We start from the raw sequence: 17,401 nt of genomic DNA on the forward strand, positions 1-17,401 counted from the left end.
GGTTACACAGCCTCCTTCTTGGTGGTGTCTTTGCCTTCAGACAGCTTGGCGATAGCCTCCTGCCTTTCGTTCCACGTCATTGGCGCATCTGTTCCTGATACCTCAATCATAGAAATGGCACCTTCAACGGGACAAACAATCGCACATAAGTTACATCCCACACAATCTTCTTTGCGTACTTGCAAATAGGACTGACCTTCTTCACCGGTCAATATATCTATGCACTGATGAGATGTATCCTCGCAAGCAATATGGCATTTGTTGCAGTTGATACAGGTATCCGTGTTAATTCTCGCTACGACCGCATAATTCAAATCCAAGTTCCCCCAATCGGAGTAACGCGGAACGGATTTCCCGATCAAATCAGTAACGCTGGCGAGACCTTTTTCATCCAAATAGTTGTTCAAACCATCGATCATATCCTCCACAATGCGGAAACCATGGTGCATCGCCGCCGTACAGACTTGAACGCCCGTCGCGCCCATCAACATGAACTCAACGGCATCTCGCCAATTGGAAATACCGCCAATGCCGGAAATGGGCACGCTAACCTCTGGATTTCGCGCACAATCAGCAACCATATGGAGGGCAATGGGTTTAACTGCCGGTCCGCAATACCCGCCATGAGATCCCTTGCCTCCAACATGAGGAATCGTGTTCCACGAGTCGATATCCACGCCAGCTAATGAATTGATCGTATTGATCAACGAAATCGCATCCGCTCCGCCTCGAACCGCCGCCTTAGCAGTGCTCGTGATATCTGTAATGTTCGGCGTCAACTTCACGATGACCGGCGTCGTCGCCGCTTCCTTCACCCACATCGTCTGCGCCTCCACGAGATCAGGCTGCTGCCCCGAAGCAGCACCCATGCCGCGTTCAGCCATGCCGTGCGGGCAGCCAAAGTTCAGCTCTAAGCCGTCGACACCGACAGCTTCGACCTTTTTCACGATCTCATGCCATTTCTCCCGGTTCGGCTCTACCATCAGGGATACGACAATCGCATGATTCGGAAAACGCTTCTTCGTCTCATAAATCTCTTTAAGATTAATCTCAAGCGGTCGGTCCGTGATGAGTTCAATATTATTGAAGCCTGCAACGCGTTGTCCGTTGAAATGAATGGCCGCAAAGCGCGAAGATGTATTAATGATGGGATCGCCAAGTGTTTTCCAAACCGCTCCACCCCACCCCGCTTCGAAAGCGCGTTGAACTTGATAACCCGTGTTGGTCGGTGGCGCCGATGCTAACCAGAACGGATTAGGTGAAGCTATACCTGCAAGATTAATGCGTAAATCAGCCATGTTGAATCCCTCCCGATCCATTTAGAAAGTCATTAAGCCGATGCATGTGCCCTTTTCACCAGTTGATTATAAATAGCATAAGCCGTTTGTTTGCCTTGCTGAGCTGCCGATACAACCATCGCTTCTCCCTGTCCTTCTCCGAAAATGACGTCGCCCGCTGCATACACCTTGGGATTGGACGTTTGACCTGTTGACGGATCAACTGTAACGGTTCCTCGTGTATGTGCAAGTTCGAATTGATCAATGAGGGAAACATGCCTCATCTGACCAATCGCCTTAATAACGGCATCCACCTCAATGATGAATTCTGAGCCTTCAATGGGAACTGGACGTTTGCGCCCCGCATCTACTTCCACTAGTTTCATGCGCAGGCATTCTAATGCTACGACATTCCCATTCGCATCCCCGATGATCCGTTTTGGAGCCGTCAACCACTGAAACGCAACGCCATCCTGCTTAGCGAAATCATATTCAAAATCATAAGCCGTCATCTCTTCCTGCGTACGCCGATACACAATCTGCACCTTTTCTGCTCCTAGCCTCACAGAGCATGTGGCCGCATCAATGGCTGTATTCCCCGCTCCTATGACTGCTACCCGCTTCCCAACGAGGGATGTATCCAGTTCCTGTTCTGTCTTCGTAGATTCCACAAAATCGATGGCATCGTACACGCCTATCAAGGCTTCGCCTTCAATACCCAGCATTGGAACCTTCGACATTCCAACAGCCAGAACAACAGCATCATAATCGCTGACCAGCTCAGTCGCACTAACATCTATGCCGACTCGCGTGTTCATGCGGAATTCCACACCTAACTGCCTAACCTGCTCGACTTCCCATAGCGAAATCTCCTTTGGCAGTCGAAACGATACGATCCCATAGGTATCTAGCCCTCCAGCCTGCTCCTTCGCCTCAAACACCGTAACCTTGAACCCGAAGCGGGCAAGCTCCCGAGCTGCCGATAAACCAGCAGGCCCGCCACCAATCACAGCAACTGACTTCCCATTACTTGTCCCGGCCTTGAACAATATTTGTTCATTCTTAATAGCCCAATCCGTTGCATAGCGCTGTAAGTTGCCAATTAGGATAGGCTTGGACGAATGATTGAGTACACAAGCTCCTTCACAAAGCTCCTCTGTGGGACATACCCTTGAGCAAGAGGCCCCTACCGGATTCGCATCCATGATCGTGCGTGCGGAGCCTATGAGATTGCCGGTAGCAATCTTTTTAATAAAAGAAGGAATATCAATCCCCGTTGGACAGGCACGAATGCAAGGAGCATCATAACAAAATAAGCAGCGGTTCGATTCCTCGATCGCCTCTTTCGGCTTCATGCCGGATTTGACCTCCGCGAAATTGCGTTTCAAATCGGTTAAGGAAATAAATGTTGAACTCATCTTCGCTCCCCCTCCCATGCTTATAAGCTAACAATTTGATCATAGGTTTCAGGCCTGCGATCCCGATAAAATTGCCAAACATTGCGGACTTCACGGATTAACTCTTTGTCCATTTCGCCGATGACCACCTCATCTTGATCTCGACTTCCGATGGAAACAATCGAACCACGAGGATCCACTAAGTAAGATTGACCATAGAATTCTCCCATGTTCCACGGAGCTTCGTGACCAACACGATTAATAGCACCGACATAATACCCATTGGCCACGGCGTGAGCCGGCTGTTCAAGCTTCCAGAGATACTCCGACGTCCCCGCTACTGTAGCGGAAGGATTGAACACAATCTCTGCTCCGCCAAGTCCGAGAGCCCTTGCTCCTTCTGGAAAATGGCGATCGTAACAGATGTAAACCCCAACCTTAGCAAACACTGTATCGAAAACGGGATAGCCCAGATTACCTGGTTTAAAATAATACTTCTCCCAGAACCCGCAAGAACCGCCTCCCGCCGCCATATGCGGAATGTGATGTTTGCGGTATTTGCCCAAATAGGTACCATCCGCATCAATCACAGCAGCCGTATTGTAATACGAGGCGATGCCTTCTCTCTCATATATGGGAAGGATGATGACAACTCCGAGCTCCTTCGCCAGTTCCTGGAAGAGCATAGTCGTTGGCCCCTTTGGTACTTCCTCTGCGGCATCGTACCACCTCGTTGTTTGCTCTGCGCAGAAATAAGGGCCGTAGAATATTTCTTGCAGAGAAATGATTTGCGCGCCCTGCTGCGCCGCTTTACGAACCAACGCGATATGCTTTTGTATCGCTGCTTCTTTGTGCTTGATCACGGCCTCATCGCCATGCACATCATGCGAGGCTTGAATGAGGCCAATTTTCACTTTGCTCATGGCTGGAAACCCCCCTTTTCCGTGGCGATTCGTCGCGCAGTGCGGTATAAAAGCTCCGTGCCCAGCGTAATGTCCTCTGGACTAGCATATTCTTTGGGATTGTGACTGATGCCTTCGAGGCATCGAACGAAAATCATCCCATAGTCACACACATAGGACATGGTTAGCGAATCATGGAAAGGTCCGCTCATCAGCTCTGGCGGGGTCAACCCCATCAGAGCTGCTTCCTGATGCAGGCTTTGCTTGATCCAATTCGCGCAGTAGCGGGGTTCACTGTTCGTATCTTCGCGAATCGTATACGTGAGACCATGCTCGCGCGACACGTTCTCGATCACGCTGAGCAGCTCCGCTTCTACCGCATTGCGACGCCGTAAATCAATGTCCCGCAAGTCAATGGTGAAGGATACCTTCTCCGGGATGATATTGCGGGAATCCGGAAACACCGTAAGGGAGCCTACCGTTCCGACGGTCGGAGCACCTGGCTCCTGCCGCACTAACTCATTGAGCGCCACAATGATTTTGGCACAGCCTAGAAGCGCGTCTTGGCGCATAGACATCGGCACCGAACCCGCGTGCCCAGCGAAGCCGATCATCTCCACGGTGAGCCATAATGGACCAGAGATTCCGCTGACGATACCAATCGGAGCATCGAGTGACTCCAGAACTGGACCTTGCTCGATGTGCAGCTCCAGAAAAGCACCAACTCGTCCTTCTTGATACACATAGCCCTCGAATTCAGCGGGGTCGCACCCGAACTGAACCAAAGCTTCTCTGCGTGTAACGCCATTTTTATCCGTACGCTCCAACTCATTCGCTTCAAGCTTGCCGGTCATTCCACGAACGCCGAAAAGCCCTTTGTTGAAGCGGCAGCCCTCTTCATCGCAGAATGCCACAACTTCAATATTAAATTCTGGTGTTATCCCTTCCTCCACCAGCGTTTGGACCACTTCGATCGCACCAAGTACACCTATCGCGCCATCAAATCTACCGCCATAAGGTTGTGAATCCACATGAGAGCCTAGCATGAGAACAGGCGCGTCCGGATTGCTCCCCTTAAGTACCCCAATTAAGTTAGCGAATGGATCGATGGAAGCTTCCATCCCAGCTTCTTGCATCCAGCTTTTCACTAGTTCAACGCCTTCTCGATCTTCTTTGGACAAAGCAAGCCTGCATACGCCCGTTTCGCCAATTTTCCCTATTTGAGCGAGCTCCTGAATTCGCTGTTGCAGTCGTGAAGCGTTAATTTGTATCTGAGGCGCTTTAGGCAAGACCTATCATCCTTTCTCCTGATTGGCATCAAACACAGCAAGCAAGGTCTCGATGATAAAAGCAACATCCTCATCTGTCGAAGATAAAGGTGGACTTAGCGTGAGAATGTTAGCAAATCCAGGCACCGTATCCCCGTTCTTCCCAATGAGTAAACCCATTTGCTTACAGCCTGCTATAATCTTCGTCACACGGTCAGCAGTTGCCGGAACCTTCGACACTTGATCTTCTACGAGCTCGATACCCATCGCTGATCCAAAAATGCGTATCTCGCCTACATGCGGGTGGTCAAGCAAAGGTTCCAATTGAGTTCTAAATGTTTTTCCGATATGAGCAGAGCGCGTAACCAGATTTTCTTTTTCCAAAATCTCCATATTTTTCAACGCAACAACGCAAGAGACTGGATTACCCCCGAACGTATTGATATGTCTTAAATGGCTCGTCGCTTCTTTAACTTTGAACGATTCATACAATTCAGCTGAAACAGCGGTTGCAGAAAGCGGCGAGTACGCACTGGTCAAGCCTTTGGCCATCGTCACAATGTCGGGTCTCACCCCATAGTTCAGATGACCGAACTTCTCGCCGGATCGACCGAATCCGCAGATCACTTCATCGACAATGAGCAGCACATCATACTTATCACAAATGCTGCGCACCATGGGCAGGTACTCGTCCGGAGGAACAATCATCCCACCTCCCGTAATCACGGGCTCCACGATTACGCCTGCAACAGAATCTGCCCCCTCCCAAACAATGGCATCCTCGATGGCTTTGGCACATTGATAGCTGCATGCCCCCTTCGTCTGGCCGAATGGACAGCGATAACAATAAGGCGGCGGCACATGCTGAAAGCCCACACCAAGCGGTTCATATTTCAGCTTACGCTGCGCTTGCCCTGTTGCACCCAATGCCCCCATTGAATTGCCATGATACGCTCGATGCCGCGAGATGAACTTATGTTTGGATGGCTTCCCGTTCTGATGATGGTATTGGCGAGCAATCTTAAAGGCCACTTCATTGGCATCCGACCCTGAGTTTGAGTAAAAGATCCGATACTCGCCATCCAGCCACTCATTCAATTTCGCCGCTAATTCAATCGCGGGTACATGGGACTGGACGAGCGTAGCATAAGCGATTTTCATCATTTGCTCAGCGGCCGCTTCCGCAATTTCTTTTCTACCGTGACCCACATTCACGCACCATAATCCGGACATGCCATCCAAATAACGATTCCCATCCACATCAGTAACCCAGCTTCCCTCACCAGAAGCAAGTATCATCGGATTCTCGTTATGTGCAGACATGTGATGCCACACATATTTGCGATCCTTCTCAAGCAAATCCTCCTTCGTCAGCAGATCACTAACCTCGTTAGTGCTCATAAGCCCAGCTCCCCTCTTCTGATGATGTAAAGAAGGATCGCAGACTACAGTCATCCACGATCCGCCTTCCTTTCCGAAAATTTACTTGCCCTGTAAAATCGTTTTATCAATAGCCGCTGTTAAATCGGCCGGTTTCTTAATCAAGCCATATTTCAGCGCAATGTCCGCTGTCCGTGTCACTGATTCATCTACGAATGAACCGATTTGTTCATTTTTAAATCCATCCGGCTTCACAAGCTTTGCCATTTCCTTCAGCATTGTCGTTTGGTGCTGTTTAGTAGTACTTCCTGCCGTTACACTTTTCATCACAATATCAACGACTTCGTCCTGATGCTCAATCGCGTAGTTCCAGCCTTTCATGGTTGCTCTCACGGCTTTAACTGCGAGATCGTGGTTCTTATCGACCCAGTCCTTCTTCGCAATAAGCGTATCCTCCAGCATCGCAACACCGGCATCATCAAAGTTAAACACATTCAAGTCTGTCTCTTTCACGCCGCTCTCAAGTACAACATAATACTCGTTATAAATCGTTGCTGTCGCCACATCCAGCTGATCCCCAAAGAATTGATCCATCGTAAAGCCTTGTTTCACTAATTGAATGTCTTTTTTCGGGTCAAGTCCGTTCTTCTCCATAAAAGCAAGCACTTGGAACTGCTGGCTGCCCATCCATGTCCCGACCTTTTTGTCCTTCATTTTGGCTGGCGCATCGATACCGGTTGATTTTTTGGATAATAAACGGTACGAGCTCTTCTGTGTCACTTGCGCCAACGAGACGAGAGGTAATCCATTGTCACGGTTGACTAGCAAAGAGTCAAAGCTCGATACGCCAATATCGACAGCGCCATTTACAACTTGCTGCTCGATGATAACATCCGGTCCGCCAGGCACAATTTCTACATCGATTCCTTCATCCTTGTAAAAGCCTTTCTCTTTAGCGGCATAGATTCCGGCGAACTGCGCTTGCGGCACCCACTTCAACTGAATTTTGACCTTCTTGAGCGGCTCTGCCGAAGGGGACTTGGTTGCACCTGCTGCGGTAGATGCAGCTGGCGTTGTTGTTGCAGATTTTTCGGAAGCACAAGCTGAGATGATAATTAAAACCATGAACATACTAAACATCAAAGCCAATTTGCCAGTAAGGATTCTCTTTTTCAATCGAACCAATCCTCTCCTATTTATTTCTATGTATGTAAAGATGGTGTCATCCCTTGATGCTCATGTTAAATATTCTTTTTCATCTAGCGATTGGAAATTGACCACGATATAAAGCGTTTCTCTAGAAGTTGAATGATCGTATATAAAACAATTCCCAGGATAGCTGCGATAACAATACAAGCCCAAGCTAAGGGCATATTGGCCAGTCGGATTTGATCCGAAAGCAAGTAGCCTAAGCCGCGCGATGCAATGAAAAACTCCCCCACGATCGCACCGATGATACTCGTTGACATGTTGATTTTAAGAGCTGAGAATATCGATGGTAAGGCTTTGGGTAATCTTAATTTGAGAAAAAGCTGTCGAGTGCTAGCCGCGTACGAAGTCATTAACTCTAGGTAGGACGGTTCAATGGAACGCAGCCCTTTGTAGGTGCTTACCGCCATGGTAGCCATCGTCATGACCGAGACGATACCCATTCGTGAAGCGACGCCGTCCCCCAACCAATTATTCATGATTGGCGCAAGAGCTACGATCGGCACCGCATTGAGCGAGGCCATGATCGAAATCGCACCCGCACCTGCTTGTGGCCTGAAGGAAGCTGCGACTGCAGCAAGCCAACCCAGCAGCGACCCAACAAGAAAGCCGCCGATGATTTCTACACCCGTGTATAGCGTATAAATGAGCAGGATATCGCCATTCTCGCGCATGGCTGTGATAATATCCGAAGGAATAGGCAGCTGATAGCGTTCTAAGCTGAATAAGGTGTGTATCCCTCTGAATTGCCAAAGCAGCAAGAATACGAGACCGAATACATAAGGGAATAGCTTCATTGGCTGCGCGAACATAGCCGTGTAGCCTTCTCGTGTCTTTCCCTTTGGCACCTGGGTCGGTTCTTCTAATTTCATTAGCGGCGTCACCGCAGCTTGTTGGTCTTTGCTTAAAACGACCTCTTTCATGCGCCTCCCCTCCTGCTTTCGCGGAAATCAGGCTGCCAAGGTGTCAACCATCTTTCTAGAAGAACTAGTAGTAGAAAGGTTGTAAAGCCGATGGCAATAGAGATCAGAACCGTGCACCAGAACATGTACACTTGTGCAGCTCCGTAGTACAGCGAGCTGACCATTAGTACGCCGATTCCATCGGGAGCCCCCATTAGCTCAACGATGATGGAAGCTGTGATCGCCAGCGGAGCTGAGATCTTGAGTCCGGCGAACAATCCCGGCAGCGCGGATGGCAGCTTGAGCTTCAGGTAGCTGTGCCAGGTTGAAGCAGCTAAGGAGCGCATAAGCTCCAGCTGTTCAGGCTGCACACTGCGCAGCCCGCGAAGCGAGTTAATGGTGACAGGGAAAAATGTCACATAACCTGCCATAACGATCCGCGAAAGACTCGGATCATGGAGGATGCCGTACAGGATCGGAGCAAGACCGATGATGGGCACCATTTGAGAAGCGACCATGTAGGGAGTTAGCGTGTGTTCAACCGTTTTGGAGAGGCTCATGGTAATGGCTAAGGCAGCACCGAAAATGGTACCAATCAGGAAGCCAGTCATCGCATTGCCGAACGTTGTGAAACCCTGCTTGATGAGGGTGGGAAGATTATCTTGTAAGGAGGTTATCACCTTATGCAAATAAGGCAGTTTGGAGTCGGGTTGTGAGACTTGAATCACGTTATGAATCAGCCAAGCCAACACTTCCCAGAGGAGGAGCAATGCCGCTATCCAACAAGCAATAACAGCAGCTTGATGCCATTGTCTATCCAATTTGATCATCAAGGGCATCACTCTCCTCGTAGAAGCAATTTCGAATGGAAGCGGTCAAAGCATGGAAACGTTCCGATTCTCGGGCTTGCAAAGTACGATCCTCTCCCAAATCGACGTGGTGAACGGAGTGTACGCGACCAGGATTTGCAGATAATACAATGATTCGATTGGATAAAAATACAGCTTCCGGAATACTATGAGTCACGAAAACGATCGTCTTATTCGTCTTTCTTTTAATTTCAAGCAGTTCGAATTGCAGTTTCTCCTTTGTGAACTCATCAAGCGCCGAGAATGGTTCATCCATAAACAAAATAGGCGGATCCAGCGATAAAGCACGTGCAATTGCCACTCTTTGCTGCATGCCGCCACTTAGCTGCCAAGGGTAATAATCTTTAAATTTCGTCAAACCTACGGTTTCAAGCAGTTGATCGACCGCACCTCGATATTCCGCGCGATTACATCCCATTACCTCTAAGGGAAGCTCCACATTTTCGCGTACGGTTCGCCACTCGAACAGTGTGGGATTCTGAAACACAATGCCGAATTTCCTGCGCAAACGCACTTCCCGCGGATGCTCCTTTTGAATCATAATTTGCCCGCTCGAGGGTTGCAGCAGGTCAGCCATCAGCCGCAGCAATGTTGATTTGCCACAGCCTGAAGGCCCAAGTAAGGATACGAATTCATTCTGGGCTACATCGAACGAGATGTCTTGGAGAACAGTCACTTGCTTCCCTTTTTTCCCAAACACCATGCAAACGCCATCCATCGATATTTCCACTTTCTGCGGGGAAAGATCTGAATTCATTGTGTCCCTCCTCATTTGAACTTTGATATTACGTTATGTAAATGTAATATATCATAACTGTATATGTTATATTATATTACTTCTATGACGATTTACATTATACAAAGTGTCCCAAAATTAAGCTCTGCATTTGACATAGTGTAAAACAATTACCAAAACAACCACATAGAATTGATATCATCTAGATGCCCCTACTCAATTTTTTTATCATACATGGGGAAGAAAGTTGTTTATTATGAGACTTCCTAAACTGTTAAATACATAATATATGTTATGTAAACAAATAGAACGAAAATTGTCCCGCCCTACGTTTATCCATATTTTGCTCATATTCTCTATTTATTCATTCTGATAAAATGTTTAGGTAACTACATATAACATCTAGGAGGAAATTCATGAGAAAGTTTATTCTTTCAACCGCAATGGCGACAACTCTCTTAATCAGCGGAATCGCAAATGCGGCACCTTTGAATCAATACGTTGCTACGGATACTGACACTTTCTGGTCCATCTCACAGAAGTTCAATGTTCCATTAGCTGATCTCATCGCAAATAATCCAAATGTTAATCAGCAAAATATCTACGCAGGTGTTTTAATTAATCTTCCAGTTAAGGCTTCTATTAAACAAAGCTGGGAAGTAAAAGCAGATGCCATCATTGCAACTGGAATGAAGCAGCTTGGAACACCATATGTATTTGGCGGCAATACACCATATGTTGCTTTTGATTGCTCAGGCTTTGTACAATATGCGTTTAATCAAAACGGATTTAACCTTCTTCATTCATCAGCCTTGCAGAGTCAATTAGGAACGCCATTAGATAAAAGTGACCTGCGTAAAGGTGACCTTGTATTTCTACAAGGAACTTATACGACCGGAGTTTCCCATGTAGGTATCTATCTTGGAAATAACAAAATTCTTCAAGCAGGAACGATGGGAACAAGGGAAGTAAAGATTAGCACTTTATTTGGTACTCCCTACTATGATGCCCATTATTGGGGTGCACGTCGTTTAATTAACTAGTATGAGAAAAAAGCCGGTTTTTAACGGCTTTTTTTCGTTCTAGACAAGTTGTAAAAGTGCTCTATGCTTTAACCGTGGGTTCAAGTACTGTAAGCCTATTATTATAAGTATCAAGATTTACATTCGCTCCAATGGGGATTGCTGCTTTATAAAGGCCATGAGCTGTACTTACATTGGTCATGAGAGGTTTTCCTAAAGGAGCAATCACATCCGTAATTAAGTCATTATAAGTCGTAGAATAAGATATGGTGCAATTCGTGCATTGTCCCATCACCACACCGATGCAATCTTGAATTTTCCTTGCCATGATCAGACGAGTCAAATATCGGTAAATGACATTCGTTGCTTCGTGCGTCTCTTCTATAACCAGTATTTTTCCAACCGTATTAATTTCGTATGGAGTGCCAAGAGTATCAACAAATGAAGTGAGATTCCCCCCAACGATTGGCCCTCTAACATTTCCTGCAATCAGGCTGGTCTGCAACATGCCGGGTGGATTCTGAATCACTCTTGGACTACTGAGGGTTGATGTAGCCGAATAAAATTGGTTGAAGTTATACGTTGGTGTGCTCGCGCTAAAGTCAATTAACAATAGACTTTGAAAAGTAATTAAATCCGAAAATTGGTACAAGACATTTAATAAAATCGTGATATCACTGTATCCTGTTACGATCTTAGGATTATTTTTTATAATCGTATAATTGAGGAACGGCAGAATATCTTTGACCCCCGTCCCTCCTCTTGTAGGTAATATCATCTTCACACTGCGATTTTCAAACATACTCATAAGGTCTTCAGCACGTTGTTGCGCTGTTGAGGCAACAATGCCTCCATAAGCATACGCATATTTCCCCACTACTACATTGAATCCCATATTTTCAATTGTTTTAATTCTTTCATCAATGATTGTTGCGTCAAGCGGACTTCCTAAAGTAACAATTCCGATGGTATCACCCCTTTGTAAAATGGGGGGCCTTATAGCCATAAATATGCCTCCTACCAAAGAGAACTTATTCAAAATTTGGAACCTACTTTGTAATCTCTCTGTTGCCTTATATGCGTCACCCGAACTAATTATTACTTCTCCCGTTCTAAATCCCCATCCCTGCTGGAATAAACGCAGAAACACGGTTCATTGCATCCTGCTTCTGTTTGTCTCCAACATGGGTGTAAATCTGTGTGGTCTGAATGCTCGCATGTCCTAGTAATTCCTGTAAAGTTCGAATATCCGTCCCTGCCAAAACCTGCATTGTGGCAAACGTATGACGAAGCTTATGACTTGAGATCGACTTCCCTTGTAGTTCGGCATACTGCTTCTTCAGCACCTCGAAATGCTTCTCCGCAATCGTTTGAATCATACGAACACTAATTCGCCGACCAAATTGAGAAACAAAAAAAGGCTGCTCCACCGAGCTCCTTGTATCCATTCGTTCTATTAATGCTTTATTCAGAACTTTAACCAGTTCAGCAGGAAGAGGAATGACACGCCACTTCCGTCCTTTGCCAAACACCTGCAGCGTATTCGTTGAACGATTGAAATCAGAGATATTGAGTCGATGCAGCTCACTTACACGTAAACCCGCATAACTCATCAATAGAAACATGGCCACATTCCGGATCTGATACTTCCCCTCGATCGATTGCAAAAACACAGCAAGCAGCTGCTCGCTGAGAAACGTGGGAATTTGGTTTTTCTCAACTTTCGATTTTTTCACGTTAAGTGAAGGGTTGCTCTGCACAATTTGAAGCTCGATCAACGCCGCGAAAAATGTCCGAATCGAAGATAGATAGCGATTACGCGCGGCATCCCCTGCCCCGCCCTGTCGCATTTTCGTCAAAAAGCGCATGATATCAATTGCCTCAACCATTGGTAAAGATTTCTCTATATTGGAAAGGAATAACCTTACATCCCCTAAGTAAGCTTGTTGTGTTCGTTTCGTAAAGCCCTGATCTTTCATCCATGAGTCAAATAGCTCCAAATACTCATCATCATACTCATACACTTGTCCCAATCCATTTCACTCCGTCCGTTACAATCTAAGTTGCGTTAAATATAGATTTAGTGCAATTTTTTTGATAGAAAAAAACGGTCAATTAACGCATATCCCCTGTAAAGAACAGCAGAATACACTTATTAACCGTTTTCCCGGTTTTAATCCCGCGGGTATTCGACTTTCATAATGTCCATGAAAGGTACTTTGTCAATTTCACCATTCACTTCCATATGTACTCTTCCGGTCCTTGAATCCATTGTCGCTATGAGCCCGCGAACACGTTCTTCACGCCCCCAGACCGTCAGAACAATCTCAGAGTTCTCCTGCTTCGCTTCGGACAGTTGATTACCGATTTCTTCTAATACAAATTCATCCCGCGTTGGTCTTTTTGCTACTTTTGCTTTCGCCATCTCACGTTCCCCCTGGATTATAAATCACCTTGCCGGCGATAATATTTCTTTGACACGTCCAACCTGTCCATCTGCAAGTCTTACTTTAATCCCATGAGGATGGGTAGGTGAATTGGTTAATAGATCTTTGACAATTCCACGCGTTAACTTCCCGCTGCGTTGATCTTGCTTCAAAACAATGTTCACTTCAATACCTGGAATCACATCTTTACGATTTTGGCCATTCATGCTGTGTAAGTCGCCTGCTTTCTTTCAATTGTGTGCTTTATTATAACATAGTTTCCCCCCATTCCCCACCAAGTTGCATACATTTGTAAAACCCTTTACAACGGCTCACTAAATCAATACGATTAATCTACATAATAAATTCGAAGTCGCGAATACAGAGGGAGAACCACTTATGAGTCGCTCATGGCCGTTACCTAACAAGCCCTGGATCATGCACCAAATCTGGAATGATTTACTCTTTGCTCATTGGCCCATTCCCATCGAAACATTAAGACCACTCCTACCCGCCCATATCCCTATTGATACCTTTGACGGAACAGCATGGATTGGTGTTGTCCCCTTTCACATGTCAGGCGTTGCACCTAGAGGAATACCTCCATTACCCTACTTTTCAGCTTTTCCAGAAATTAATGTTAGGACCTACGTAACCATCAACGGTAAACCCGGCGTTTACTTTTTCAGTCTAGATGCGCATAACCGATTCGCTATTGAAGCAGCACGCTTCGCTTTCCATCTCCCGTACTTTTATGCTCATATTCAAGTTCAACATCGACCAGATAACACCATATTCTACGAATGTTTACGAAAAGATAACCGTGCACGACAAGGTGAATTTACTGGTGAATATCGCCCGTCATCCGACATACAATTAACAAATCCTGAAACTCTAGAATATTGGCTAACAGAACGTTATTGCCTCTATTGCACAGATCGACGTGGTAATGTTTATCGAGGAGAAATCGATCATGACCCATGGCCCTTACAATCGGCTGAAGCTTCAATCAACGTTAATACCCTCCCTAACTCTTTTGGGATCCAGCTTCCAAATACACCACCGCTTTTACATTATGCTAAGAAATTAGAGGTTAAAATCTGGGCACTTGAAAAGCATCGCCTTACATAAAAACACGATATTCCTACTTCAAGGTGATGATAAAATAATTAACAATATTAATATTTAATGCAGCTAATTCATATAAAAACCACATTTTAACGCGCTATTTCTATCATTTCGTGCCTTTTCCTATTGGAAAAAGCTTATTTCAGTTAAAATAATGACAGAGATGGCATTCATTAACGAGAGGCTGTGATTCAAGGATGATGATCAGTGGAATTTCTATTTTCCTTTTATTTTGCATCGGAGGCTTACATGTGTTCTGGGCATTTGGCGGTCAATGGGGAAGCAGAGTTGTTATCCCTGCTACAAGCAGTTCAGGAGAACTGACGTTTAAACCTGGCTTAATAGCGACTTTAATCGTAGCCATTCTCTTGTTTAGCGCTGCACTGCTGCTGGCTATTCAAGGGCGCTTACTTCCAGCCCTCCCTTCGTCTCCATGGGTTCAATGGGGCTGTTGGCTTTGTGTCCTCGTATTTGGACTCCGGACAATAGGGGATTTCAAATATGTGGGTTTATTTAAGAGGGTCAAACAGACTAGTTTCGCTACATATGATACATTTTTGTTCACACCGCTTTGCCTATGGCTTTGCTTCACATTTTATTACACGCTCATTTACAGCTAATTCACCCTTTCGCTTATATTCATCAGTAATAAACGTTTTAGCGATGTTGTCATGTTATTTCTCTGCTTTCTATTCTTCTCGCTTTTAACACTTTATCAACGATACCATGGAGCTTACACGGAGGGAATACACGATATGCCAAGATTCATGGACTATATGATCAGTCCTTATCCGCTTCGGATCATTTCATTGCCCATTGATTCCAGTAAATTAAAGCTGCAATCCTTGATTATTCTCGCTGTTGGGCATCTCCCAGGCCGTATATCATTTCGAGCTCACGCTAAATTTACCAAGTGGGCCATTGTCTATATTGCTGGTGGAAAGGGCTCCTATCAAGTCGATGACGGCGCCGTTCAACACATTGAAAGCGGCAGTCTGTTCTTCCTTCGACCTGGAGCTGTTTATAATTACGGACCTGATGCAGATGGTTATTGGGACGAGTACTACTTCACATTCGAGGGAACCCGTATTGCGGAATGGCTTAGCAGTTGGCTTACACAAGTCGATTCAGTGAAGCAGGTTGGGCATGAAGATGCCGCCCAGCACAATCGGATCGAGCGCATTTTTATCCTTATGGAAAGCGGTATACCCGATAATATCGACCGTGCTGCCTTGCTGCTTGAGTCCTTGCTTTTTGAATTTATTCTGAAAGCTCAAGTACCGGCAGAAACGACAAAAACACAGCAATTGATCGATCTCATGGCTGATCTCGGTGATTCGTTGTTCCAGCCTTTTGACGCGGCGGTTATCGCTAAGCGCCACCATATCTCGCTTTCTACGCTCCGGAGGATCGTAAGCGAATATACCGGCTACCCACTTGGAGCCTATATTCACCGTTTGAAAATGGCCGCAGCGAAAAACATTTTGCTGAATTCAGACGATACCGTAAAGGAGATCGCAGATTCACTTGGTTATAAAGATGTTTTTTACTTCTCACGGTTATTTAAGAAATACGTCGGTGTCTCCCCCCTTATTTATCGAAACAATATGCAGCTCTGAATTTGTTTACATAATCATGATTATGTAAACAAATTTTTTATATAAAATAATCGTGTCGTCCCAGTACGACTTGTCATATGGCAGCATATGATAAAGTAGAAAGAAAATCTTCCTACGGGGAGGTGAAACTAAATGACACTTACACTTACGGGTTGGATGCTCTATTCGATGTGGGTAGTTCTGGGTTTTATGGGGCTTAGCTTTTTACTAGGCTTATATAAAGCACTCAAAGCCGGCAGCTTCTCCAGCACTCTGATTCTGACTTATCTGCAAGATATGCTGTTCTATGTTTTCCCTTTATTTTTAATTTCCAACATGTTGTCCCTGGATCCAACAGGCTTCGTATTATTAGTTGCTTATTACGTCGGCGCACTTGGACTTGTTCTCAAGTATTTGGCAAATCTTAAAAAATAAAATGTATCCGCATTCAAAGAATGCTATTATATGAGCTCATTAGAACGTTAGAGCAAAAAGGCCGCCGGCTTGTAACGGTGGCTTTTTCATTTGGAGCACCTATTCATAATAAAAGCAGTTTGCACCCTGGCAAACTGCTTCACATCATCTTTTTAAAATCGAGGTAGATTAGATAAATTGTTGCTTGGATCGCCATCCGGATAAGATCTGAGCGTCTTTTGACCTTCACGATTCTTGCCCGTATTCACATCTTCAATCAATCCTGCTTCTGTCATGGCAATGGCGTTAGCAATATCAACCACCCTGCCATCTTGGAATTGAACCGCACTGATGCCGCCATCTCCATAATGGACGGATTGAATAATAGCTTTATTGGGGTCTATCGTGTGTGGACCTGCACCATACTGCGTTCCATCCCGCATAAATGTGCCATACTGGGTTGGTTGGCCATTCGCACCATAGCCGGTATATCCCCCTTGAAAGCCTACATTTCTCGCATCTGCATGGTTAATTCCCGTGTTACGCTGACCATATTCGGCATTCATGTTGCCCGATGAACCTGGAACTGGCATTCCGCCTTGGGAAGTCTGAGTTCCATTGTTACGAGCTTGGGGAATAAATGACTGCTGCCCATATTGTCCGGATTGTTGGTACATTTGTGCGTTTGGAATCGGTTGACCATTCCATGCGTAATTCCCATTATGGACTGGTTCGACCGCATTACTGTAACTTTGAGAAGGTTCAAGCTGTGTATTCGTCGTACCGTACGGTTGATTCTGCATCATCGGTTGTTGTCCACGTCGGCGTCGCGCCATAGATATCAGCTCCTTTGTTAATTCTATAAAGCGGCTT

The 17,401-nt window shown here is 45.8% G+C and carries 19 protein-coding genes; 5 read left to right on the top strand and 14 right to left on the bottom strand.

The window, feature by feature from the left end:
* Positions 1-2 precede the first annotated feature (2 nt).
* The 9 genes from preA to ASD40_RS00870 form a co-directional block, all read right to left on the bottom strand.
* Positions 3-1,298 carry an NAD-dependent dihydropyrimidine dehydrogenase subunit PreA gene (gene preA / locus ASD40_RS00830; RefSeq protein ID WP_057301459.1) on the bottom strand — a complete coding sequence of 432 codons (1,296 nt, stop codon included), beginning with the start codon at positions 1,296-1,298 and terminating at the stop codon, positions 3-5.
* A gap of 32 nt (positions 1,299-1,330) precedes the next feature.
* Positions 1,331-2,695, bottom strand: a complete 1,365-nt coding sequence (locus tag ASD40_RS00835) for an NAD(P)-dependent oxidoreductase (RefSeq protein ID WP_057301460.1) — start codon at positions 2,693-2,695, stop codon at positions 1,331-1,333.
* 20 nt (positions 2,696-2,715) lie between these two features.
* On the bottom strand, positions 2,716-3,597 hold the full coding sequence (locus ASD40_RS00840; protein ID WP_057301461.1) for a nitrilase-related carbon-nitrogen hydrolase: 882 nt from the start codon (positions 3,595-3,597) through the stop codon (positions 2,716-2,718).
* The gene (locus ASD40_RS00845) at positions 3,594-4,865 is read right to left on the bottom strand and encodes a M20 family metallo-hydrolase (protein WP_057301462.1); all 1,272 of its coding nucleotides are present in this window, start codon (positions 4,863-4,865) and stop codon (positions 3,594-3,596) included. The genes ASD40_RS00840 and ASD40_RS00845 overlap by 4 nt, the downstream gene beginning before the upstream one ends.
* 6 nt (positions 4,866-4,871) lie before the next feature.
* Positions 4,872-6,245, bottom strand: a complete 1,374-nt coding sequence (locus tag ASD40_RS00850; protein ID WP_057301463.1) for an aspartate aminotransferase family protein — start codon at positions 6,243-6,245, stop codon at positions 4,872-4,874.
* An 81-nt stretch (positions 6,246-6,326) separates the two neighbouring features.
* Entirely contained in the window at positions 6,327-7,400 is a 1,074-nt protein-coding gene (locus ASD40_RS00855; RefSeq protein ID WP_235549125.1) for an ABC transporter substrate-binding protein, read from the bottom strand.
* Between the two features lie 83 nt (positions 7,401-7,483).
* On the bottom strand, positions 7,484-8,356 hold the full coding sequence (locus ASD40_RS00860; protein WP_057301465.1) for an ABC transporter permease: 873 nt from the start codon (positions 8,354-8,356) through the stop codon (positions 7,484-7,486).
* A complete protein-coding gene (locus tag ASD40_RS00865) occupies positions 8,353-9,165 on the bottom strand; it encodes an ABC transporter permease (protein WP_057301466.1) in 813 nt (270 codons plus the stop codon). The genes ASD40_RS00860 and ASD40_RS00865 overlap by 4 nt, the downstream gene beginning before the upstream one ends.
* Complete coding sequence (locus tag ASD40_RS00870; protein WP_057301467.1) at positions 9,149-9,961, bottom strand: ABC transporter ATP-binding protein; 813 nt, start codon at positions 9,959-9,961, stop codon at positions 9,149-9,151. The genes ASD40_RS00865 and ASD40_RS00870 overlap by 17 nt, the downstream gene beginning before the upstream one ends.
* 395 nt (positions 9,962-10,356) lie before the next feature.
* Here ASD40_RS00870 and ASD40_RS00875 point away from each other — a divergent pair, with 395 nt between their 5' ends.
* Positions 10,357-10,983 carry a C40 family peptidase gene (locus tag ASD40_RS00875; protein ID WP_057301468.1) on the top strand — a complete coding sequence of 209 codons (627 nt, stop codon included), beginning with the start codon at positions 10,357-10,359 and terminating at the stop codon, positions 10,981-10,983.
* Positions 10,984-11,044: 61 nt separating this feature from the next.
* On the opposite strand, the gene ASD40_RS00880 is transcribed toward ASD40_RS00875, so the two are convergent.
* The 4 genes from ASD40_RS00880 to ASD40_RS00895 all read right to left on the bottom strand — a co-directional run bounded on the left by ASD40_RS00880 (position 11,045) and on the right by ASD40_RS00895 (position 13,615).
* Positions 11,045-11,968 (bottom strand): S66 peptidase family protein, encoded by a 924-nt coding sequence (locus ASD40_RS00880; protein ID WP_057301469.1) that lies wholly within the window; start codon positions 11,966-11,968, stop codon positions 11,045-11,047.
* 106 nt (positions 11,969-12,074) lie between these two features.
* Positions 12,075-12,986, bottom strand: coding sequence for a tyrosine-type recombinase/integrase (locus ASD40_RS00885; RefSeq protein ID WP_063860131.1), 912 nt, complete (start codon positions 12,984-12,986; stop codon positions 12,075-12,077).
* 149 nt (positions 12,987-13,135) lie between these two features.
* Positions 13,136-13,387 (bottom strand): YolD-like family protein, encoded by a 252-nt coding sequence (locus ASD40_RS00890; RefSeq protein ID WP_057301470.1) that lies wholly within the window; start codon positions 13,385-13,387, stop codon positions 13,136-13,138.
* Between the two features lie 24 nt (positions 13,388-13,411).
* The gene (locus ASD40_RS00895; protein WP_029195001.1) at positions 13,412-13,615 is read right to left on the bottom strand and encodes a YwbE family protein; all 204 of its coding nucleotides are present in this window, start codon (positions 13,613-13,615) and stop codon (positions 13,412-13,414) included.
* A 172-nt stretch (positions 13,616-13,787) separates the two neighbouring features.
* On the opposite strand from ASD40_RS00895, the gene ASD40_RS00900 reads away from it, so the two are divergent.
* The 4 genes from ASD40_RS00900 (at position 13,788) to ASD40_RS00915 (ending at position 16,549) form a co-directional block, all read left to right on the top strand.
* Entirely contained in the window at positions 13,788-14,519 is a 732-nt protein-coding gene (locus ASD40_RS00900) for a YqjF family protein (protein WP_057301471.1), read from the top strand.
* A gap of 197 nt (positions 14,520-14,716) precedes the next feature.
* A complete protein-coding gene (locus ASD40_RS00905) occupies positions 14,717-15,136 on the top strand; it encodes a DUF3995 domain-containing protein (RefSeq protein ID WP_321166557.1) in 420 nt (139 codons plus the stop codon).
* Positions 15,137-15,271: 135 nt separating this feature from the next.
* The gene (locus ASD40_RS00910; protein WP_057301473.1) at positions 15,272-16,135 is read left to right on the top strand and encodes a helix-turn-helix domain-containing protein; all 864 of its coding nucleotides are present in this window, start codon (positions 15,272-15,274) and stop codon (positions 16,133-16,135) included.
* A 132-nt stretch (positions 16,136-16,267) separates the two neighbouring features.
* The gene (locus tag ASD40_RS00915) at positions 16,268-16,549 is read left to right on the top strand and encodes a hypothetical protein (protein ID WP_057301474.1); all 282 of its coding nucleotides are present in this window, start codon (positions 16,268-16,270) and stop codon (positions 16,547-16,549) included.
* A gap of 152 nt (positions 16,550-16,701) precedes the next feature.
* Here ASD40_RS00915 and ASD40_RS38415 read toward each other — a convergent pair whose 3' ends face one another.
* The gene (locus ASD40_RS38415; RefSeq protein WP_235549127.1) at positions 16,702-17,364 is read right to left on the bottom strand and encodes a DUF3892 domain-containing protein; all 663 of its coding nucleotides are present in this window, start codon (positions 17,362-17,364) and stop codon (positions 16,702-16,704) included.
* Between the last annotated feature and the right edge of the window lie 37 nt (positions 17,365-17,401).

Source organism: Paenibacillus sp. Root444D2 (assembly GCF_001426375.1).
Taxonomy (GTDB): Bacteria; Bacillota; Bacilli; order Paenibacillales; family NBRC-103111; genus Paenibacillus_E.